Source organism: Fictibacillus sp. 26RED30 (assembly GCF_015903845.1).
GTDB classification, from domain to species: Bacteria; Bacillota; Bacilli; order Bacillales; family Fictibacillaceae; genus Fictibacillus; species Fictibacillus phosphorivorans.
In genome coordinates, this window is the sequence record NZ_JACZDV010000002.1 from 198,770 (window position 1) to 220,106 (window position 21,337).

Below are 21,337 nucleotides of genomic sequence, written 5' to 3' on the forward strand. Positions count from 1 at the left end.
TGTATGTAAAATGAAACAAATCTTAGAAAATACCTAAAAAAACGTTTTTATTAGAGAGTAAAAAAATTATCTTCCTACCATCTGTTCTACTTTTAGGTTGCTGGAACGTCGGACGATGATTTCGCCTTTTAGCTTTTGGATCATGCCTTTTTCTTTTTGTTGGATTAATTTCACAAGATGATCTACGGCTAGAATGCCTTGTCTTGCGATTTGATTCTTAACTGTTGTTAGTGGTGGCGAGAAATATTCGGCTAAGTTGATATCGTCAAAGCCCATTACGCTAATGTCTTCTGGAATCTGATAGCCTTCTGATTTCAGCGCTTTTATACAACCGATCGCACTCACGTCATTTCCTGCTAAGAATGCATCTGGTAACTTTTCAGGATGCAATTTGATAAAGGATTTTACGGCGTTATATGTACCTTCTTCTTCAAAGAACCCTTGTAGGACGTAGCTTTCGTCAAACGGAAGATTGTGTTCTTTTAGTGCTGCAAGATAACCCTCTCTACGCTGAACACTGTCATACATCGTGTCCACGCCTGAGATGTACGCGATTTTTCTATGACCTAAGCTGATCAGATACTTCGCAGCGTCATAGCCCGCTACATAAGAATCAAAGATTACGCTTCCCATCGTTTCGTTCTGCAATACGCGATCCAGAAAAACGGCTTTTACTTGTGCCTTTTCCATCACAGACACATCTTTGTCATCGATGAGCAGTTCTTCAAAGATAAGCACACCGTCTAAACGCTGTCCTAAGATGTTGCTCAAGATCACGCGTTTATCTTTTGCGACCACGATGTTTAAGCCATATCCTAACTTTTCGCAGTGACGAGCCATCGCTTCGACCAACACATAAAAATAAGGACCGCTGACACTTGTTGTAAAGAAACCTAGCATCTTGCTCTCACTTGCTTTCAAGAGCTTACCGTTAAGGTTGGGAATATAATTCAACCGTTCCGCAACTTCTAACACATGCGCTTTCGTGGCGGGTATGAGCACATCAACGTTATTTAACGCGTTGGAAACGGTGGAGATGGATACGCCGGCTTCCCTTGCCACATCTTTTATCGTTACTTTTCTCATTGCATTCTTCCTTCTTAAAACGTTTTTATTTCGGTGCAAAAAAAGGTTTTTACTTATCTTCCTATTATGTAAGCGTTTTCTAAAGATCTCAAAAATAGTGGGAGGGTCATTAATTTGTCCTCCCTTCGTATTTTCGGTTCTTTTCTCAGCGTTTGAAATATAAAATCTCGAATCTGCACAGAAATATAAAAACGTTTTTATTTTATTATAAATTACCACATCCATTTCTAACTCACAATCTATTTTTGTTAATTTTCTGAAATTTATATATTTGTACCTATTTTTTTAGCTCTATTTCCACAGTTACTGGATAGTGATCAGAGGGGTAACCGTGTTCCATTTTTGTTCTAATAACCGTGGATTGAGAGACCTTTACGTCTTGAGATGTAAAGATAAAATCTATCGGTTCACCTTGCACATCTCCTTTAAAATCATGAAAGGTTAGTCGGTCTTCCTTCTTTTCTTCCATTACCAAATAAACATTCTTCAACTCCAGCTCTTCTTCACAATACTGTAGAGTCTCACTGCTAGGAACATCATTAAAGTCTCCCATCAACAGAAAAGGCAGATGCGATGTCTGGTTCAATCTATGAATCGTCTCTCCAATAAGCTTGATTCCTTGAACTCGCGCCTCTTCACTCATATGATCCAGATGGGTGTTGAATACTCGGAATCTAGTATTGGGTTCTTCAATAAACGAGAACTCAGCCCACGTACACACACGTGGATAGCTCGTATTCCAGCTCATACTGCCTACCTCGTTCGGCGTTTCAGATAGCCAAAAAGTGCCTGAATCTAGTAAAGTAAATAGATCTGTCCGATAAAAGATCGGTGTCCCTTCATCACCTTTTCGGCGTGGCTCACCTGTCCAGTCATAACTTGATAGATTCTGCATCACATCACGAATCATAGACTCATTCGCTTCTTGCATGCCAACAATAGCAGGCGACTCGGCGTTAATTACCTGACTGACACCGTTATACCGATCACGCCAAGCGTTCTCTTGAAGACCAGGAATATCTACTCTTATATTAAACGTCATCACTTTCATCAGCTTTTCTGCACCCCTATCGTTTCAGCTACGTAATTGAACGTACCTACAGGTTTATTCAAATCATTGATATAAAGGTTGAATGCACCAGGCTCAATACTTGGTTGCAGATGATTATTTAAATACGTTAAGTCCTCTATCGTTAACGACAATTCCACATGTACCGTCTCGTTCGCTGGTATGTGCACCACTTTGTATTTCTTCATTTCGCGTGTTGGACGCACGACTTTTGACACTAGGTCTTCCAAGTATAAAATGACGATTTCTGAATACGCGTAAGAACTCGGGTTTTTCACACTAAACGAAATGGTTAGTTCATCGCCATCTTTCAATACGTTACTTGAAATCTTTATATCGTTATAAGTTGTGTTCGTATACGTAAGTCCATCACCGAACGAGAACAGCGGACCAACTTCACAATCCTGGTAACGGCTGCTATAGCTAGAGTCATTAGCCGGACGACCTGAACTATATTCGTTGTAGTGAATTGGAACTTGTGATGAGTAACGCGGAAACGACATCGTTAGTTTTCCAGAAGGTGTATCTTTTCCTGTTAAAAGTTCAGCAATCGCTCTACCCGCTTGAGTTCCCGGATACCAGCACCAAAGGAGAGCTGGAATATCATCAATAATATTTTGAAGTGCTAAAGGTCTTCCGGAGAAACAAACGCAAACATAAGGCTTGTTCAAACTCTTAATCTCCCGGATCAATTCCTGCTGCTTATCCTCGAGCTCAATATGCACACTGCTGTGTCCCTCACCACTTAAATCCCAGCGCTCACCAACAGCCGCAATGATATAGTCAGACTGAACCAGTTCATTCTGCGGACACTTCTCTAACGTTTCATAAGCTATTACATTTACCCCATCATTAATGAATCGCATGCCGTCCCATAGCGAGGTAACATCTTCAAATTTCCCTTTGCATGGCCAGTTGCCGAGCAGCTCTTTCGTTTTCGCGAACGGTCCAACGATCAAGACGTTTTTCACATTTATCGGAATGGGCAGCATTTCTTTATTCTTTAACAACACACAACTCTTTTTCGCTGCTTCCTTCGAGAATTGTTGAAATTCCTCATTTAAGATAACTTGTTTCTCTTTCTCCTCATCTACAAAAGGATTTTCAAACAAACCAAGTTCATTTTTAAGTTGTAAAACCTTAAAAACAGCCCCATCAATATCTTCTAGTAGATTTGGGTTTCTCGATAAAATCTCCTGATAGTTTTCCAAATACAGTGTGGACACCATCTCAATATCGATTCCAGCGGTTAACGCTAACTCTGCCGCTTCTTTTCCATTGGCTGCCACTCTATGATTTTGCAGCTCAGCGACTGCACCCCAGTCTGAGATCACAATGTCTTTAAACTGATAGCGATCTCGCAAGATTTCTTTCATCATCTCGTCACTCGCCGTAACCGGTGTTCCATTAAAAGTGTTGAACGAGCTCATTACAAACTTTGGCTTGTCCTTAAGCGCAATTTCGTACGGCTTACCGTAATACTCAAAAAACTCTCGCATCGACATATCGACCGTGTTATAGTCCTTGCCACCAACAGCCGCGCCATAAGCTGCAAAGTGTTTAAGACAGGCTGCTACTCCATCACCAGATATCTTTCCGTCACGATCTTTTTGGTAGCCTTTAATCATAGCTCCACCAAGGTTACCTGATAACCTATGATCCTCACCGAACGATTCCATCACTCTTCCCCACCTAGCATCCCGGACGAGGTCGACCATTGGAGAGAAGTTCACTGTAATGCCTGCAGCCCGTAATTCCGATGCCGTCTGTGCAGCAACTTTCTCTAAAATCCCCTCGTCCCACGTACAAGAAAGAGCAAGTGGGATCGGAAAGATCGTCTTATAGCCATGAATGGCATCGTGCATAAAAAGAAGAGGGATCTTCAATCGCGATTTTTCTAAATAGGCAGACTGAATCATGTTCGTCGCTTTGGCACTCGACACACCGATCACACTACCCATCGTATATAACGTGTCTCCTTCTAAAAGCTGATCCCAATAACCAGGACCCGTTTCAACCATCTCATCCTCGATCTTGCCGACGTAATGTTCTCCCGTAATCTGAATGAGCTGTCCGATTTTCTCTTTTAACGTCATTTCATTTAGCAAATCTTCTATTTTCTCGTTATTCATTGCAGCTCTTCACCTGACTTCCACTCTAATTTTGGCAGGATTTCTTTTTGCAGCTCACACATCTCATCGATCATTGCGCACGCTTGGTAATAGGTTGGTGCTTGCGGATCTAGGAGGATCGCTTGCAGTAACTTTGTCTTTGATTTTTCTAGAAATGCCTCGATCAAAAGCTTATGAATCGTCCCTTGAATATGAATGGTTCCGATGATCGCTGTTGGCAGTTCTACCGTCATCGGCTTTAACGAGATTCCGTTTCCGTTCACGATCGCTTGTGTTTCGACCACCATATCGTCAGGCAGTCCTTTTATCGCACCGTTATTCTGCATGTTAACAGCGTTTAGCTCAATCTCTTCATCGAAGTAAATCGCTTCAATAATGGGAATCGCATATTCATGACTTCGCTGTACGTTTTCCTTTTTAAAGATATAAGCTTGTTCCGTCCACTGCTCATAAGAATCGTCTTTCGGAAACAGCTTCTTATCTAAAATATGACCACTTGCACTGTATACAAAATCAGGCACCCTTGAATCCTTTTCCCACAGCTTCTCTCGGATTGGATCGTACCGGTACAGAAGAGACAACCCTGCGTAAAAGTCTTCGGCATATGACACATACTCACCAATATGGTTTGTTCCTGGATATGGATAGTACCCGTACGTGCGATACATCGTTCTCGATAAACCTAGATGGTCGAATTGCGCTAAGGCGTTCGCCTCTCTTTCTTTTTGGTCAAACAGTGGATACAGATTTTCGCCTGTGTTTTTATCGTAGATTTTTGTAAAAAAGCCGAAGTGGTTCAGCCCTCCACCTTCTACTCCAATTTCGTTCACATCTCGCTCTAAAAACTCTGATAACTGATGAATGCCCATGTCTAAGCCATGACACAAACCTACCACCTTAATTGATGTAAGTTTTGAGATGGCTTCAACTAACTTTGCTTCAGGATTTGTATAGTTAATGAACCATGCATCAGGGCAAACTTTTTCCATCGTTTTTGCGATTTCAAGCATAGGACCCATGTTTCGGAGCGTATGGAACATCGACCCGGGACCTCCGTTCTCTCCATAGATCTGTTTGCTGCCGTAACGGCGCGGAATATGAAAATCTTGAGACCAGTATTGGTAACGTTCTCTCTCAATGGCAACGATTACAAAATGGGAGTCACGTAAAGCTTCATCCAGATTTGTAGTCTGCCAAATCTTCGCCGGATTCTCAAAAGATTGAAACATTTCTGTCGCATATGTATACGTGCGGTTCACGTTTTCTTCACTGATGTCCATGAGCGCAATCTCTAGTTGAACTTCTGTTTTCAGTCGTTCTGACAGGACGAGATCCTGCAATGCTCCTAAAGCAAACGATATACTGCCTGCGCCGATTAGTGATATCTTCATCTGATTCATACCAATCATTCTCCTTTGTTAAGTGTTTCTTTGTTAATCCACTTTGCCGCTTCTCGATCTAGATAGAAATCAATATGTTCATGTCCTAACAGAACCTGAGCTGGTATTTGAGCTTCCCGGTTCATTATGATTTCTTTTGCGATTTCAGCTTTTCTTTCACCCGTCATCACTACAATGACCCTTTTACTTTTCATGATTTGACCTAGACCGAGCGTTATTCCCTTTTCAAGTGAAGTTGGTTGATTAAAGTACTTTTGCGCGACAATCTTTGTTTTTTCCGATAGGTCGACAACACAGCTATGATCTAAAATCGAACAGCCCGGCTCATTTAAACCGATATGCCCGTTCATCCCAACACCCATCAAGCTAAACGTAATGGGATTATTCTCGATAAAGTTATCAATGCGATGGCACTCTTTTTCTAAATCAAGCTCTGTGCCGTTAAAAAATTTAATCTGTGAATCCCGAAGTTCCAACGGAGAAAACAGATCCTTATTCAGCATCTGATAACAGCTTCCTTCAGATGTTCGACCAATGCCCACCCATTCGTCTAGACTTACGATTCTTAAATCTTCTAGCCTTGGATTGTTCTTTGCTCCCCCCGCAAATTGACGGTAGCTTTTTTCTGGTGTTGTGCCAGATGCTAAGCAGAACACGGGATTTTCGTCATTTAATAGATGTTGCTTCATTTCTTTGGCGATTTCGTTTGTTATGGCTTGTTTGTCTTCAAAAATTTTAATCATGATATTGTCACTCCAATTTGAGTACAAAGAGGTTACATATAGTAATGATGTCATTACCAGTTAAGGTAAGTATAACAGTTGCTTTTTAAAATGAAATACCTATTTCTTAATTTTCCAAAAAATATAACCGCGCTAATGTTGCATACTGGTTAGCAACTCACAATATACAAAAGAGCCTTTCCCTCTTGGGTTGGCTCTTTCATTAAGTATTATTCTTTTGTTTGATTTTATCTTTCTGTTTCTTCGCACTATATATTCTGTAGATAATCCCAATAGCTGCAATAACCAACACAACCACAAGGGAAAAAGTCGTTTTGAAATAGGTGTTATAACCCATAGCGAGTATAAATGCTAAGAGAATGAATATGTTTAGCATGGATCTAACCCCTTTCTCATAAGTTTCGGGATCTTTCCGCCTTTCTATCATAGATATTTAAGAACGCATCAACTACAAAAAACACGACTAGACCTACAATTAAAATAGTAAATGAATGCGTAATAAGCTCTCTATCTTGAAAAAATTCAAAGAACGAATTAATTAACAGTAACACTGACCATACGGTAAAGGTACACCAGCAAGCAATATTAACATTCCTCTTTTTAATTTTTTCGTTGTGTTTGAAGAACATCGTTATTTCCCTCTCTAAATGTATTATTGAATATCCTTTTTTGTATTCTTAAACATTTGTTTAATACAGTGTGCGAAATTTTGTACGAAGCAATTGGTGGGCTTTTTGAGTATTAAGTGTTGTATCAAGTGATAGAAATGGATCGTTAATTGTTGAAAATACAAGTGTTTCCGTGCTCCACCCCAGTTGTTTGAACCTTTTCATGTAGAAGGTATAGTAACTCTCTTTTTGTGTTGGTCCCACATGCAACGTTCCCGTAAAATTCATCATGCTTAATTCAAGGATTGCGTTCGCTAAATCATCCACATTTACAAACGTTTTATATACGTTCGATGCAACTTCAATCCGCTGAGACTTTCTAATACGTTCCATCATTCTTAAAGTCCTTTTTTCAATGATTGGATCGCTCACATCGCTGTATAAAGGACCGGTACGTATGATGACGTGATTTAAATGTTTCTCTCGAATTAATTTTTCTCCGGTGACCTTTCCATTTACATATTCAGCCAAGGGAGCTTCTTCAGGTAGCGTTCCGATTGAATCTGATTCTTTGTAACCACCATCACCACCTACAAAAACAGCATCTGTGGAGATAAAAATAACTTTGGTGCTTGGTTTTACTGCGTAGAGAAGATGGTTGAAACCTCTATCAATTACTCTCTTTTCATCTTCAAAACTCATAAGCGTCCAAATCACCACATCAGGTTCAAATTCAGCAACGACACTCTCAATGGAATGCTTTTGAATAGCATCAACTTGAATAATACCCGAATTTTCATGTGGAGACCGAGATGTTCCAATGACTGTGAAGTTTTTGTTATTTGAAGTTAGATTATAGATTTTAGACCCCAAAAATCCTGTTGCACCTAATATAAGTAGTTTCATTTTCATATCCCTCTCTCTTCAAGGAGGAAAGCATCTCTTTTTCCCAAGATGTACTTAAGATATTAAATCAGATACTTCATAACCTAGCCGTTTTGCAAAATTTTTTGTATCTGCCCTTTCTTCATCTGTTTCGCATTCCGCGTATACATTCTTCAAACGTTCTTTTGCAGCCTCTTTATCACCGCATTTATAGTAAAGAACTGCTAGTACATGTGGATTCTCATAATATCCTTGTACTTCTCTTTTCTCTAACCCCTGTATAACATCTTGTAAACTTTGAAACTGTTGAAAATATGGGATGATTATTTTCTCAATGTCTTGTTTAATTTGTTCTGTAAGATCATCTAAAATAGTGACTGGAGTTAGCTTGTACCAAATTTCTTCATGTTGATCCGATGTACTTTTAAGATCGGATATTCTTAGCCTCATCACAGAATCCACTTTTAATGGAAATTTTGACGGTTCATCCTGATAGTACGTTCCATATAAGCTCTCAACCGATATACCTATATTAATCGTGAACGCTACATCCTCACTGGTATTCCAACTAGAGGATTGAACATTGATTGTCCACGAAAACCCCAAGAATGTTCGTACAAAGTTATTTCCTTTCTTTTTAAAACCGTGCATTTTTAACAAAGGAGCTATCGTTTCCTTCAGTATTTGTTTAAAAACGTCTTGCATCTTCACCATAATTCTCTCCCTAATTAATGAAAACTTTTCACAAATATGGCTATTTTTCAGGTTAAAACAAGCCAATTATGATTCATAATAATGGTTCTAAAAGTCATTAAATTCTTTTAAAACACAAAAAGAAAGCACGTGAACTGACTCGTCTTCGTGCTTCCTCCCTTAAAATATTATCCATATTGTAACCACAATTAATATAGTAAGCAGCCATAAAGGCAGTGACAATAAAATTCCCCATAAGATGACCTTTGCCATCTTCTTTTTAGTCATATAGATCCCTCTATCATTTTTGAAATTATCATTTTCATTATATATTTTATACGCTGGTCGTATCAAAAAGTTTCGGTTTTCATCTCCTAATATTTTCTTTCATGGATATAACTCAGCAATGTGTTATTCGGGAATTTATGTATGAATAGCAAACTAGTAAGGGAAAAGTACATTAATGAAATTATTTGTTTTTCATTTCTCTTATTAAAGTTACAAACGTAAGGGTTGCTATAATTAAGAAGGTAGCAGAAGTCGCATCACTTAGACCAACTTTCCTAAAATACATGTTGTAAAAAAGACTTATAGATGCTGCTAAAAATAATAAGAGGGTAATTATAATGGAAATTTTGCTTTTCATTAGATAGAACCTCCAACTGTCAGTTAAAATTACTTTTTCATAAAATGAGTAGATGTATAAATGTATTTTAAACTACTTTTTTCACTCCTGTTTATCTTTTCCTGAGGTTCTGTAAATAAAGCATTCAAACGATTGGAAGAAATTAAAGAATAAAAATGAGTCCTTCTCCGTTTTGGAGGACTCATAAGATTTAACTCCAATTTAATTAAGATAAAAGACAGAGCTAAAAAAACCTCAAAAGCATGAAGCTTTCGAGGTCAACCATACGTCCCGCGTTCTGTTTGCTCATGCATCACGAGCATATTGTTTTTTACATGTTCCGAAATTTCACTCAAGGCATCGATCGCGAGTCCTTTGTTATGGGTCAGTTGATAAACGATGTCTTTGAATAGCATATCCATTTCTTCAAGAATACCGGTTGCCGCCGTATTATATAAGTAGATATTGAAATAGTTGCTTTCACTGAACAGAGCAGATTTCAGGTATGGCTTGAACTCTTGGATAAGTACAGGAAAGTAAACAATAAGATTGTCGAGTCCACGTCTAAGACCTTCTACGGTATCAGCAAGTTCATCGAGTGGCTCGAGCGCGTCATTTACCATCGCACGAAGCTTATCGTCGAAGTCCGTGAACATACCAGCCAATTTAACAGGTAAGCTTCCGTTTAAAATAACATACACCGCACCTTTTATCGCAGAGGATATGCCTTCTAGTATTCCTTCTAACGTGGAGGTGATTAATTCAAGTCCAACAAGTAGTGGTAATGCAATTTTATGAGCAAAATTTCCAAAAGCTGCGATAGCGAGCTCTAGTTGAATATCGAGAATTTTCATCCCCATTTTTAAGTATGGAGAGTCTAGCATTTTGAAATCCTCGGCTGAACCAAAGTTTGGTATGATAATCGACTGAGGAACACCAGTTGAGATCCCACTTGCGAGCAGCTTGTCTCTCTCTGTAAAATTGTCAGCCGTTGCCGTAACATCTGTGCTGTAAGAATCCATGTGCTTTTTAACCGTTATATTGTTCTTGCTCAATATCTTATAATGAGCCATAAACTCACCAACAACAGCATCGGTAAAATGATCCGTTCCACCTTCAAAAAGTTCAGGGATCTTTTGCGATACCATTCTAGGAAGTACATCGGTTAAATCTTCAACGTCTGAGCGCAGACTGTAGAGAAAGTTTCTAGCATCTCCAAAGAGCGATTCTACGTTAATATTTTTGTTCATAAGAAATTCCACGAGTTCGGCAGGTGGAGAGTTCAAGAAATAATTTAGAGATTGAACTTTGGATTCCGCGCTATCTAATAATGTGATGAGATGGTAGATCTCTGTTTTGATAACGTTACCCGTTGTGGTGATTCCTGCGAATAGAGGATTTTCAGCTGCCTCCTCGAACATATCGCGGAAAGTCTGTTGCAGCGTATGAAGTCTCTCGTAATAGCGGCTTCCTTCGTGATCCACGATATCAGCAGAGTTCTGTAAATAGGAATGAACGTATCCCATGCGGGTGCCAACATAACCTTCTAGAGACTTTGAAAGCTGGTGCATGTTCTCTGTATTCATGTCAATCCGTTCAGAACTTCCCGTGTGAAGGGATTGCCCCGTCCAGATGCTCGACACCACGCTTGAGTCAGCTTCATCAAAATAAATTTTCCCATAGCCAGGTTGTCCAGGTAGTCCAAGCACATAAACCAGCTTATCCGCTTCATCCTTACCGATATATCCGGTATGATTGTTTAGAAAATGCTTGGCATTTGGAATTCCATGATTGATTTCAATTTGTTTCCCAGGTATACGATGACCGAGCATCAACCCTGTTTCTAAACTGGTCAAGACATCATATCGTCCAAAATAATTCGTGATGTTACTATACTCTTTACCATAATCCACAACACCTTCTGGCAACATCGCGGGGTTAATCGTTACGGTTTTGACATCAGGATTTTCCACCCCGACCGCATTCGCATTCCCTCCTCCTAGTGAGTTGCCGCACACGTAGGAGATGTTGCCAAATTCTTTTTCCATTTGGTTAAAGTAGTTACGTGCCTCTTCTACTTGAACCGGAACCATGTCACTTAGAAGCTGTCCATCAGTTTTTAAATCATTAAAATCCGAAGAGTCAGTGCCTGTATAGGCTACGATATATTCCTTGGTATTGATAGATTGAAACGTAATGGCATCTAATCCATTTGTTTTATCAGAATGTACATTTACTACTCTATATTCGTTTCCATTAACGGTTACTCTATCAGAATTTTTGTAGTCCTGGTAAGCATGAAATCCAGAAATCTCAACTAAATCTTTGTCTGCTACACTATTTGTTTTTGTGTTTGTAATGTTTTTATTAATAGTAGTCATAGCAACCCCCTACGTTATTTCTTAATAATATAATTAGGATTACCGCGCATAAGAGTATTGTCTTTTTGGCTGTGCGCATTTTCTTTTTGTATTAGATTATCATTAAGTATTACTGTGTAAGAACCAGGAGGAAGACCATCCATTTTTTCTATATCTGCTTCAAGCTCATCGAAAATCTTTTGATCAGGTTCTTTGTTTTCTTCTTTCATAAATAATTCAATTACAATATTGTAATTTTCCGGATCAAAAGTTAAGGACTGAGATTTTTTCTGATACACTTCCTTTTTTGTTTCAGGGTTACTTAAATATTGATTTAAGTATGGAGTTAGACTGTCTCCATAAGTAATAATATAGTAATAAGGTGTTGTATAGCCTGTTGAAGCAGTATTCTTATATGCTTCTTCTCTAAGACCGACAACAGGATGCTTCTTAACAAATTCGTTTAAATAATTGTTCAGATTATTTAATTTCTTCTCATGAATTAAAGCGTAGATGCCACTCTCGATATCGCCTTCCACTTCACGTTCTTGGGTCCAAATACCATCTGGCCGCACGTTTTCTTGTGTGTCGATTGGGATAACAACGAATGTCTGAAAATGAGGCTCTCCAATGGATTCTACATATACAGTAGCACCGTCTTTATTCCCAACAATGTTGTTAACCTTCACTTTTGTATTATATTTTTTCAGAAAAAACTCTTCCGTTCCTGAAATCACTTTCTCTCTGCTTCCTTCAGCAATTTTGTCGTTCTTATCACCATTCTGCAGCCTAAACTCCTTACCCGTGTAATCCTGAACACGAACATATGGATTTTCTTCCTTTTCCACTTTTTCTGTTGCTCCTTTCAAACAGCCCCCAAGCAGCATGATACTTATTAGAGAAGCTGTGATTATTCCCATCTTTTTAGTCTTAAACATATGTAGTGAACCTCCCTGGTTGGTGAGAAATATGATATCAAGTATACGTCCTATATTATTGTAAAGTTACACATTATTGCCTGCCACCTAATATATACCCAAAAAAAGTAAAAAAACAACATCAAATGAACGATGTTGCTGTGAGGTTTTTACTATTTATTTAAACTTTATTGGTAATTATTCAAGGATCCCCCATGCTTACTTTTACTACAATAGTCTTTACTAGATACATACTCTACTAACTTAGAACACATACTCTTCGCAGCATTTGGATTATCGCACTCTATGATATTATTCATTGAATCAAGAGTGAGATAAAGAAACTCTTCGTCGTAATAAATTTGAAGGTAATACCCCTCTTCTCTTTTGGGCAGCCATTCTACAAATTCTTGTACTTTTTTAGATGAAGGCTGATCATCCTTTTTCATGATTGTTAGGTCTAGTGTATAACCATTTTCAAATGAGCGAACAGGATCAAACAGAAACTCTGGCTTCTCTTTCTTTATTTCTTTGTATAATTGATATAATTCTTTATCTTGTTCAAAACTACGGTGAACTTGTTTTTGAATTGTAGTTATTATAAAAACGGAAGGCAGCGTAACTACTGATATTGAAACACCCATAATGATGAATTTAAACCATGTCTCTGTTTTTAAATATTTCAGCCCAACTATTATAATAATTACTGCTCCTATAAGGATTGCTGCGTATAAGTTCCATAAATAACTAAAACTAAGATCACTGCTACGACTAAATTTTGATTCTAGCCAAATACCATTGCTTATAAAGACAACCAATACAGCTAAACTATATAAGACTTCCTTTGTCTTATTGTTCTTAAGCAATAAATAAAAAATGGCATAGAACAATGCCACGATATTCCCTAAGAAAGGAAAAATCGAGTGAGTTATTGAACCTCCCAAAGCGTGCAGCACAATGAACAAAATATAATATAGATATTTATGGTCAATCTTAATTAATTTTAATAGCCACTCAATAAAAATGGAAATTATACTTCCATAGACAAGCGTTATGATAAATCCTACTATCCCAAGCCAAAATGCTATAGCTATAATTTCTCCAACATTACCATCTTTCAGAATGCTAGAGATTAAATAAACTAAAAGAACACTCATAGATGCCATAGCTGATATGATCCTCGTAACTATCCCGCTCAAAATTTCACCTTCCTGTTTTTTTCTCCTTCCATTTTAATCCTATTGTATAATCACAGTAAATAATGAGTTGAATTATCCCCAATTTGATAAAAAAAACCCTATCTCATTCCGAGAAGGCTTAAATATTTAGTCTTTTCTTAACGTCATCTTGAACTGAACACTTACAGGAGTCAGATAGATTTGAACGGCTCTTCCTTTTTTCATCCTCTACGCCTTATACACAAGACTAGCCGATATTCCCAAAATTATGGCTATCTGCCGCTGAGAAAGTCATTTGATTTTTTTCATCTTTCTCAACGACTGTCCTCTGTTCTCATGGCAAACTCTTCACCTGCGGAATTTCTAAATTCCCAAGACATTTCTTCAACTTCACCTTTGCTTCGTCATCACTTAGCCTTCTTTTTTGAATCTCTTCAATATCTAGACATGTTTCATTAGTTTACAACTCATTAATTACCTTGAAAAGTTCGCGTGCTAGTTTGATATCAGAAAAGAACAAATTTAAGATAATGTGAGGCTTTAATAAGTCACGGAATGGCGTAGGTTTACCGTAATAATCAAGACAGATGCTCCACGACCATTCTTCGGGGAAGGCTACGACCCCGGCTTTAACTGAATTTTGATGGATGTATTTTGTAACAGTGAGCAGGTAATGTGTTGACTCTATATTCTCGCTTTTAAAACGGTCTTGAAAAAGATGGCCTGTGATTATGTACTTATAGTTGTAATATAGGGCAAAGCTTACGCCTATTCGTTTCATTGTGATCGAGATACTTTCATCTCCTTCTCTTAAAAGGAGATGGTTACTCATCAAGCACCATGCGTAGATTTTTACTCCAAATCGATGACTGCATCTCCTTAATTTATATGTTTCTCGGCATAAATTAATTAGAAATCCTAACGAATATTAAACTTCTCAGGCTCAATTTTATTAAGAATTTCTATATATTTTTCATCTTTTCGCTTTCCCCAATACTTTATTAATAGTAGTTCTTTAGTTTCTTTTTTATTCATTTTATCTGTAAACCCTATATAACTAGCTAACGATAGAACTACAAGCACAATACTAACAATGACTTGTGAAACATGTGCTATTTTCCATGCTAAAGGTGTAGCATCTCTAAAGTCATAAGAAATGTTAAAGAACGTAACAGTTGCACTATAAAGTATCATTTTAATAAGTTCATTGTATTCTCCATTTAATACGGTAGTTCTAATTGATGGATACACAGTACAATAAACTTCTAAACTATGTACTTTAAAATCGCTTAAAGTACAAGGAGAATTTAATGTTGATCCTATATACAAATAATAAAAAATCGAAAATAAAAGTAAAATCTCTATGTAGCTATGAACTGCCAAAGAAATTCTTTTCCTCCAGAGTACTTCTAGTTAATGTTATATTTTACCATAATCCTATGTTTAATTTATAGTGGGTTACATCTTGGTTTGGTAAATAAATTAAAGGTGCAAACCACTTTTCAGTAAGCATCTGCACCCCATTTAACTTAACTACTATTCAATGATCCGGGAGAGTAGTTAGTAACATTATCTTATCGAAAAGGCTGTTAAACACGATTGAATTCACTAACTTAATTAACTACCAATTGTTCAACTTCATTGAGCTGATCCAAAAACTTTCGCAATTGAACATAAGAAGATAAGAAAAGGATTGCAAAGATTCCATTAGCTTTTAAAAATACGTTTTAGAAAATACGACAAACCCCAACTCAACATAAAATGAAATGGGGTTTGTCAATGTTCTGTAAGGACTATAACTATAGTCCTCTTTTTTTATATTAATCGTTCTTTTAAAAGCACAAAAATTATTATATTGACAAATATTTACCACTAATTGTAAGATATAATAGTAATTTGTTCTTATTTAAGAACAACGACTAACTACACAAGTGAAAACACTTAGGTAGAAATACTTATAATACTTTCAAAAGTATTCACTAGTAAAAACAAATAAGTGTATTAAACGAACTGTAGGAAGATTTTAACTAAATTATAATTTGAAAGGTTGGGATTATTGATGGGCGTTATATCAACAAAGGTAGTTGCAAGCGCATTAGCACTTGGAGTAGTAGCAGGCGGGGTTGTTTGGCAAGGTGAAGCAACAGTAAATTATGCAAAGAATACATTTGCTGATTTACAAGCTAAAATTTCAAAATATGAAGCAGCAGAAGGATCACTATTGGAAAAAATAGGTTTTATTAAAGCAGATGCAACAGCTAAATTGACAGATGCTAATGGTAAAATCGTAACGGCCAAAGAAGAGATTAACAATCTTAAAGCAAACAAGGATAAGTTACAAACTGAGATCAAAGGTCTAAATGCTGAAATTACAGGTCTTAAGGCTGAATTGAATACTGCCAAAGAAACGATTACTGCGAAAGAAGCAGAATTGGCACAAAAAATTGCAGAACTTTCAACTATTACTGCACAACTATCTGATTTGGAAGAAGATTATAACCAGCTTGTTGCTGAATACAATGATCTTGTACGAGTTAGTGAGGCAAATGCTACTGAAGCTCAACGTGCAAATGCTCAACTACAAGAAGCTAATGAAGATATCGCTGAGTTAAGAACAGCAGCTGAAGCGGCAGCTAATGCAACTGAGTTAAGCAATCCATTAACTAAAGAAGAGCTTGATGCAATCGGAACTACAAATCAACCTGAAGTATTCTCTAGTGAACTAGTTGTACAGAATCTAGGATTAACTTATATCCAAGATGGAAATAGTGAGGCGTTTAAATCACAACATCCTGATCTTAACATCCAAGATGGAGACAGAGTGTGGAGAGTAACCAACAACAATAAGTTTGATGTGTATGTTGAGTACACTAAAGGATCTGAAAAGGGTTCACTTGTCGCTAGACCTAATCAAACTTTCTATTTAACTGAGACAGGCGGTACAATGATTATTAAATGGCAAGATGAAAATGGTGTGTGGAAACAATCGGTTAAAGCAGGTGCATAATCATAAACTTTAGTTAAGTATACAAGTAAACAAATATTATTAGGTGGGGGCTTCGTCCCTCACCTATTATTTGTATATATGCTAAAGGAGAGAACATCATGAAGGTAGAGAGAAAGATAAGAAAGATAGGAAACTCTTTAGGAGGTCATATTTGATCAAGATAAGAAAACAGATGGAGTTAAAAGAGGGAGACACAGTATATGTCTCTTATAAAGGATATAAGATTTACAAGAACTACTGATGAGGTTACAGAAGAATTAAATTATAGTTTTCCAGTCTACCTTTTAGAAAATAAAAACTAAGACTCTACAATAATGTAAAGTCTTTAATATACTTTATATTTCATATCGATCGAATTGGTAACAGTTTTAAGTGGTAGGCTTGAACGTATAGCACAGGGTCGTTTTTTTCTCCTGATGGGATTATTTCGCAAATTCATAGGATAAGGTTAATTTCGTCTTTAGCCTTAAGCTAGGAATATATTAGGTTATTATATTTATTCTGTTTTGTTTAAAGATAGAATTTAAATTAAAAAGTATTTAATTTGACTTGCTCTAACAACCGTTCAAGCTCAGGCAACAGTTGTTTGCTAATCTCTTGATCTTTCAGTGCAAATTCAATCGTCGTCATAATAAAGCCTAATTTTTCGCCAACGTCATATCTCGTACCTTCAAAGTCATAAGCAAATACTCTTTGAAATTTGTTCAGTTGCTGAATAGCATCGGTTAACTGGATTTCTCCCCCAGCACCTGTTTCTTGCTTTTCTAGATAATTAAATATTTCCGGTGTTAAAATATATCGGCCCATAATGGCTAGATTAGAAGGAGCTGTTCCTTGTGCGGGTTTTTCAACGAAGTTCTTCACACCGTACAAATTATTAAAATTGTTTAGTGGATCAATAATTCCATAGCGATGCGTTTGATTTCCCGGAACCTGTTGTACCCCAATTATAGAAGCCGTTGTCTCTTCATATCTCTCCATCAACTGTGCTAAACAAGGTTTTTCTGCCTGAACGATATCGTCTCCTAGTAGTACGGCAAAAGGCTCATCCCCTATGAATTTTCTTGCACAAAATACCGCATGACCCAACCCTTTTGGTTCTTTCTGACGAATATAATGGATATCAGCCATTTTTGAAGAGTGTCTTACTTTTTCTAATAGTTCTATTTTCCCGTTTTCAATCAAATTCTGTTCAAGCTCAAGCGCATGATCGAAGTGATCTTCTATTGATCGCTTGCCTTTACCTGTAACAATAATAATATCTTCAATGCCCGATTCGATGGCCTCTTCCACAATGTATTGAATGGTTGGTTTATCTACAATCGGCAGCATTTCTTTAGGCATAGCTTTTGTCGCTGGCAAAAATCGTGTCCCTAATCCAGCTGCTGGAATGATGGCTTTTTTAACTTTTTTCAATATACGTCCTCCTTACAAAAGATAACCGATAGTTTCTATTTATGTATATATGAGGGTTGAGGGGTGAATATACTCTTCCCTTGCATTACCACCTCGAAGTTTCCTTGCAAATTACGATAGGCGTGTAGTTAATGCTTCATTTGATTGTAGTAGATAATAATCTTCAACCACTATATCTATTATGATAACTTTCCATAATAAAAGCTTTAAGTGTTAATAATATCTACATTTTGCCAAGCGTTGGTTCTGTGCTTGTTTTATGATCGACCAAGATTTGTGTAGATACTTGACACCAGTGTAGTATGAAGTATGTGATAACACCGCTTAACGCAACACCTACTGTTGCTATGAACGAAATGTTTTGCGCAGTGGAAGTTCATATCCTTTAATGAATTATAACTTACCCTAGTGCCACCCTCTATTTATTATTAATAATTTTTATTTTGCTGTATTATAGTATGTTTTTTTGTGAAATTAGGAATTTAATTATATAAAATTGGTATAAAACTCATGTTATAGTAATACATTTATTTCTTTCTGTAATCTAAATATATATATTTAAATCATTATTAAACAAGCAGGTGTATAGTATACTTCCTGTAGTACCATATATTTCAATATGAAAGAAGAGATTCTATAAATGAAAAAGTTCATTATAATTATGGGAATTATTACGGGACTATGTGTTATTATTATCGGCGGATATGCTTACTATCTTTATGACTCTACTAAAGATGCTGTTAATGAAATGCATGAAAAAGTAAAAACCGATCAGCCTAAACCGACGGTGACTGGTAAAGAAGAAGATTTAAAACCAATCTCAATCATGCTTCTAGGTGTTGATGAGAGAGAAGGTGACAGTGGGCGTTCAGATACAATTATGGTTATTGCTGTTGATCCAAAAGAAGATAAGATGTTAATGTTCAGCATTCCACGAGATACCCGGACTGAAATTATCGGTAAAGGGTTTGACGATAAAATAAACCATGCGTATGCTTTTGGTGGAACCCAGATGGCAATGGATACAGTCGAAAATTTTCTGGATACATCAATCGATTATTACGTAAAAGTAAACATGGAATCATTTAGAGAGATTGTTAATGCTGTTGGTGGTGTTGAAGTCAATAACCCTTTCTCCTTTTCTGATGGTGGATACACTTTCCCAAAAGGATTTCAAAAACTCAACGGAAAAGAAGCTTTAGCCTATTCTAGAATGAGATACAAAGATCCTAAAGGGGATTTAGGACGTAATGATCGTCAGCGGCAAGTAATTACTTCTATTATAGATAAAGGTGCACGTGTTTCATCTATTACAAAGTTTGATAACATCATTGATATTCTAAGGGACAATGTTAAAACAAATATGACATTCCAGGAAATGAAAGACATTCAAGCTAATTATAAAAGCGCTCGGCGTAATATTGAATCTACCGAAATTAAGAGTTCAGGTGAGATGATCAGCGGAAAATATTATGGAATTGTAGAAGAAACGGAAAAATTGCGCATTCAAGATCTCTTAAATGATTATTTAAAACAATAGTAGACAATTAGACCCTCAGACCTTTAAAAGGTCCTTTTTTGTATTGTTTTTTTAATGTAATAATATCGTGTCGTATTTTGGTGAAAAGTATTTATAATAAATGCTTTACTACGTAATCTTACTTAATAAATTTTTCTAGTAAAGTAATTGTTCGTATGGAAATTTTCGGCAAAAACTATCAATTTACACCTATTACCATTTTTAAGGGTGTATGATACCATGAAAATAGTAGGATAAAACGAGGAGGAAGTGACGCCCGTCTATTGTCTCAATTGAAATTAATTTGAATGTATTTGAAAACATCGTAAACGGCCCTTTGGATATGCAGCCTTTTTACAGATCCCCTTTTAAAATTGTTTGCAATGTGGATAACGGCTATGAACTTACATACGGAAAGAAAAAGCCCATTGATAGTTTTTTCATTGTAAAGCATGATGGTCAGTTCTTGGGCATTGACAGAACAGAAGCAGAAGAAGTACGAGATTACTTGAAAGAAAAAATGAAAAAATGGAAGTAATGAAAAGTCAGCGCAGAAGCTGGCTTTTTTTATTATATATAGAATATAGATAAATGAAATTCAAGCAGATCTTCTGCACGACTGAAACTCTAGCATTCATCGTCATCTAATTCAGGGATAAAGATAATAAGCGCAAAGAAGATTGTAAATTTCCCCGAGATTCATAGACTTTAATTTAAAAAGCTCACTAAAGAGAACACGTCTTTAGTGAGCTTTTTTAAGTTGTACGTAAATCTATTAAACATCTAGCCAATTGTATCGCGGTTTCAATCTATGTTCAGCATACTCTCTCCTTTTTTCTGCACTTAACATTGCAGATAATGTCCCATAATAGTACTGGACGAACGTTGTTTTGATATTGCGATGTTTATAATGAAAGACTGTTGTTTTGAATGCTTCTATCACAATAGTTGTCATATGTTCTAGAGGTGTATCGAAGTTGATCTTCTTATAGACCAGAAGTGCTTTTTGCCAGAAAGTGTAGATGTCATCCGCTCTATCAAAGAATGGTTTCACCGTATGTATAAAGTTGTTCGGCACAGTATTCGGTACGAATGTGTAATCAAGGTCTTTTGATAAAAGTTGGTTATCATCGTGTAATGGTTGGACTTCTTTTTCCTGACGTATGTTTAGATCTTTATTTTTCAGATTTGTAAAGAGCTTTTCAGTTTCCTCAGTCGATTGTACAGCTCTCTCCTTACTGTCATAAGCGATTTCCAGGTTCTCGCATTGTGTCATTTGCGTGTCACACGTTGCGTCAAATGGTTGAAAAACAAAAATATTATGACTGAATCCTCCGCATGACCGATACGTTTTATACGTTTTTAAAATTCCTGCTTTCTTCGCTTTTCGCAGCATTCTAACAAATGTTGCGCGTGAAATTCCTCCTTGTTTGGGAGAGCAAGCTGATACAAGCGTCCCGATTTTTGCGTTGGCTACTCCAGGCACTACCACACTGTACTGACTTAACACTTCAAATGCAATGAATTCTGAATGTGTAAATAGATCAGGGTTTCTTTGTAAAAAGACCTCTTTATGCTTATTAAAATTCGCCACGTTATGGAATTGGCTCATATGTTTGAACTGATAAATGTTCCCTGCTCTCATCTCTTCTTCCCCCTTTTAATTGACTCATCCTATAAATGTCTAGAGGTTGTGAAA

At 36.8% G+C, this 21,337-nt stretch carries 18 protein-coding genes; 3 read left to right on the top strand and 15 right to left on the bottom strand.

Annotation, left to right across the window (positions count from 1 at the left end):
* Positions 1-66: 66 nt before the first annotated feature.
* From IHV11_RS13650 to IHV11_RS13710, 13 genes are all read right to left on the bottom strand, one after another.
* Positions 67-1,086, bottom strand: coding sequence for a LacI family DNA-binding transcriptional regulator (locus IHV11_RS13650; RefSeq protein ID WP_197195155.1), 1,020 nt, complete (start codon positions 1,084-1,086; stop codon positions 67-69).
* A gap of 277 nt (positions 1,087-1,363) precedes the next feature.
* A complete protein-coding gene (locus tag IHV11_RS13655; RefSeq protein ID WP_197195156.1) occupies positions 1,364-2,137 on the bottom strand; it encodes an endonuclease/exonuclease/phosphatase family protein in 774 nt (257 codons plus the stop codon).
* A complete protein-coding gene (locus tag IHV11_RS13660; RefSeq protein WP_197195157.1) occupies positions 2,137-4,287 on the bottom strand; it encodes a glycoside hydrolase family 3 N-terminal domain-containing protein in 2,151 nt (716 codons plus the stop codon). The genes IHV11_RS13655 and IHV11_RS13660 overlap by 1 nt, the downstream gene beginning before the upstream one ends.
* Complete coding sequence (locus tag IHV11_RS13665) at positions 4,284-5,687, bottom strand: alpha-galactosidase (RefSeq protein WP_197195158.1); 1,404 nt, start codon at positions 5,685-5,687, stop codon at positions 4,284-4,286. The genes IHV11_RS13660 and IHV11_RS13665 overlap by 4 nt, the downstream gene beginning before the upstream one ends.
* A 5-nt stretch (positions 5,688-5,692) precedes the next feature.
* Entirely contained in the window at positions 5,693-6,430 is a 738-nt protein-coding gene (locus tag IHV11_RS13670; protein WP_197195159.1) for a 6-phosphogluconolactonase, read from the bottom strand.
* Positions 6,431-7,119: 689 nt separating this feature from the next.
* Positions 7,120-7,950, bottom strand: coding sequence for a sugar nucleotide-binding protein (locus IHV11_RS13675; protein ID WP_197195160.1), 831 nt, complete (start codon positions 7,948-7,950; stop codon positions 7,120-7,122).
* 48 nt (positions 7,951-7,998) lie between these two features.
* Positions 7,999-8,637 (bottom strand): DUF4304 domain-containing protein, encoded by a 639-nt coding sequence (locus IHV11_RS13680; protein WP_197195161.1) that lies wholly within the window; start codon positions 8,635-8,637, stop codon positions 7,999-8,001.
* A gap of 448 nt (positions 8,638-9,085) precedes the next feature.
* Positions 9,086-9,262, bottom strand: a complete 177-nt coding sequence (locus IHV11_RS13685) for a hypothetical protein (RefSeq protein WP_197195162.1) — start codon at positions 9,260-9,262, stop codon at positions 9,086-9,088.
* Between the two features lie 257 nt (positions 9,263-9,519).
* Entirely contained in the window at positions 9,520-11,622 is a 2,103-nt protein-coding gene (locus IHV11_RS13690) for an SA1320 family protein (RefSeq protein WP_197195163.1), read from the bottom strand.
* Between the two features lie 14 nt (positions 11,623-11,636).
* Entirely contained in the window at positions 11,637-12,539 is a 903-nt protein-coding gene (locus IHV11_RS13695; protein ID WP_197195164.1) for a DUF1672 family protein, read from the bottom strand.
* Positions 12,540-12,706: 167 nt separating this feature from the next.
* Positions 12,707-13,717, bottom strand: coding sequence for a hypothetical protein (locus IHV11_RS13700; RefSeq protein WP_197195165.1), 1,011 nt, complete (start codon positions 13,715-13,717; stop codon positions 12,707-12,709).
* Between the two features lie 439 nt (positions 13,718-14,156).
* The gene (locus tag IHV11_RS13705; RefSeq protein WP_197195462.1) at positions 14,157-14,606 is read right to left on the bottom strand and encodes a transposase; all 450 of its coding nucleotides are present in this window, start codon (positions 14,604-14,606) and stop codon (positions 14,157-14,159) included.
* 8 nt (positions 14,607-14,614) lie between these two features.
* Complete coding sequence (locus IHV11_RS13710) at positions 14,615-15,079, bottom strand: hypothetical protein (protein ID WP_197195166.1); 465 nt, start codon at positions 15,077-15,079, stop codon at positions 14,615-14,617.
* Between the two features lie 676 nt (positions 15,080-15,755).
* Here IHV11_RS13710 and IHV11_RS13715 point away from each other — a divergent pair.
* Positions 15,756-16,703 carry a hypothetical protein gene (locus IHV11_RS13715; RefSeq protein WP_197195167.1) on the top strand — a complete coding sequence of 316 codons (948 nt, stop codon included), beginning with the start codon at positions 15,756-15,758 and terminating at the stop codon, positions 16,701-16,703.
* Between the two features lie 528 nt (positions 16,704-17,231).
* Here IHV11_RS13715 and galU read toward each other — a convergent pair.
* The gene (galU, locus tag IHV11_RS13720) at positions 17,232-18,119 is read right to left on the bottom strand and encodes a UTP--glucose-1-phosphate uridylyltransferase GalU (RefSeq protein WP_197195168.1); all 888 of its coding nucleotides are present in this window, start codon (positions 18,117-18,119) and stop codon (positions 17,232-17,234) included.
* Positions 18,120-18,759: 640 nt separating this feature from the next.
* Between galU and IHV11_RS13725 the strand changes: the two genes are divergently transcribed.
* Positions 18,760-19,659, top strand: coding sequence for an LCP family protein (locus IHV11_RS13725; RefSeq protein WP_197195169.1), 900 nt, complete (start codon positions 18,760-18,762; stop codon positions 19,657-19,659).
* A gap of 283 nt (positions 19,660-19,942) precedes the next feature.
* A complete protein-coding gene (locus IHV11_RS13730; RefSeq protein ID WP_197195170.1) occupies positions 19,943-20,176 on the top strand; it encodes a hypothetical protein in 234 nt (77 codons plus the stop codon).
* A 237-nt stretch (positions 20,177-20,413) separates the two neighbouring features.
* Here the strand turns inward: IHV11_RS13730 and IHV11_RS13735 are convergent, their stop codons facing one another.
* On the bottom strand, positions 20,414-21,283 hold the full coding sequence (locus tag IHV11_RS13735) for a hypothetical protein (RefSeq protein ID WP_197195171.1): 870 nt from the start codon (positions 21,281-21,283) through the stop codon (positions 20,414-20,416).
* Between the last annotated feature and the right edge of the window lie 54 nt (positions 21,284-21,337).

Bases quoted from the DNA above. Each gene is read 5' to 3' on its own strand.
- IHV11_RS13650 (WP_197195155.1), bottom strand. From the start codon at position 1,086: ATGAGAAAAGTAACGATAAAAGATGTGGCAAGGGAAGCCGGCGTATCC.
- IHV11_RS13655 (WP_197195156.1), bottom strand. From the start codon at position 2,137: ATGAAAGTGATGACGTTTAATATAAGAGTAGATATTCCTGGTCTTCAA.
- IHV11_RS13660 (WP_197195157.1), bottom strand. From the start codon at position 4,287: ATGAATAACGAGAAAATAGAAGATTTGCTAAATGAAATGACGTTAAAA.
- IHV11_RS13665 (WP_197195158.1), bottom strand. From the start codon at position 5,687: ATGAATCAGATGAAGATATCACTAATCGGCGCAGGCAGTATATCGTTT.
- IHV11_RS13670 (WP_197195159.1), bottom strand. From the start codon at position 6,430: ATGATTAAAATTTTTGAAGACAAACAAGCCATAACAAACGAAATCGCC.
- IHV11_RS13675 (WP_197195160.1), bottom strand. From the start codon at position 7,950: ATGAAAATGAAACTACTTATATTAGGTGCAACAGGATTTTTGGGGTCT.
- IHV11_RS13680 (WP_197195161.1), bottom strand. From the start codon at position 8,637: ATGGTGAAGATGCAAGACGTTTTTAAACAAATACTGAAGGAAACGATA.
- IHV11_RS13685 (WP_197195162.1), bottom strand. From the start codon at position 9,262: ATGAAAAGCAAAATTTCCATTATAATTACCCTCTTATTATTTTTAGCA.
- IHV11_RS13690 (WP_197195163.1), bottom strand. From the start codon at position 11,622: ATGACTACTATTAATAAAAACATTACAAACACAAAAACAAATAGTGTA.
- IHV11_RS13695 (WP_197195164.1), bottom strand. From the start codon at position 12,539: ATGTTTAAGACTAAAAAGATGGGAATAATCACAGCTTCTCTAATAAGT.
- IHV11_RS13715 (WP_197195167.1), top strand. From the start codon at position 15,756: ATGGGCGTTATATCAACAAAGGTAGTTGCAAGCGCATTAGCACTTGGA.
- IHV11_RS13725 (WP_197195169.1), top strand. From the start codon at position 18,760: ATGAAAAAGTTCATTATAATTATGGGAATTATTACGGGACTATGTGTT.
- IHV11_RS13735 (WP_197195171.1), bottom strand. From the start codon at position 21,283: ATGAGAGCAGGGAACATTTATCAGTTCAAACATATGAGCCAATTCCAT.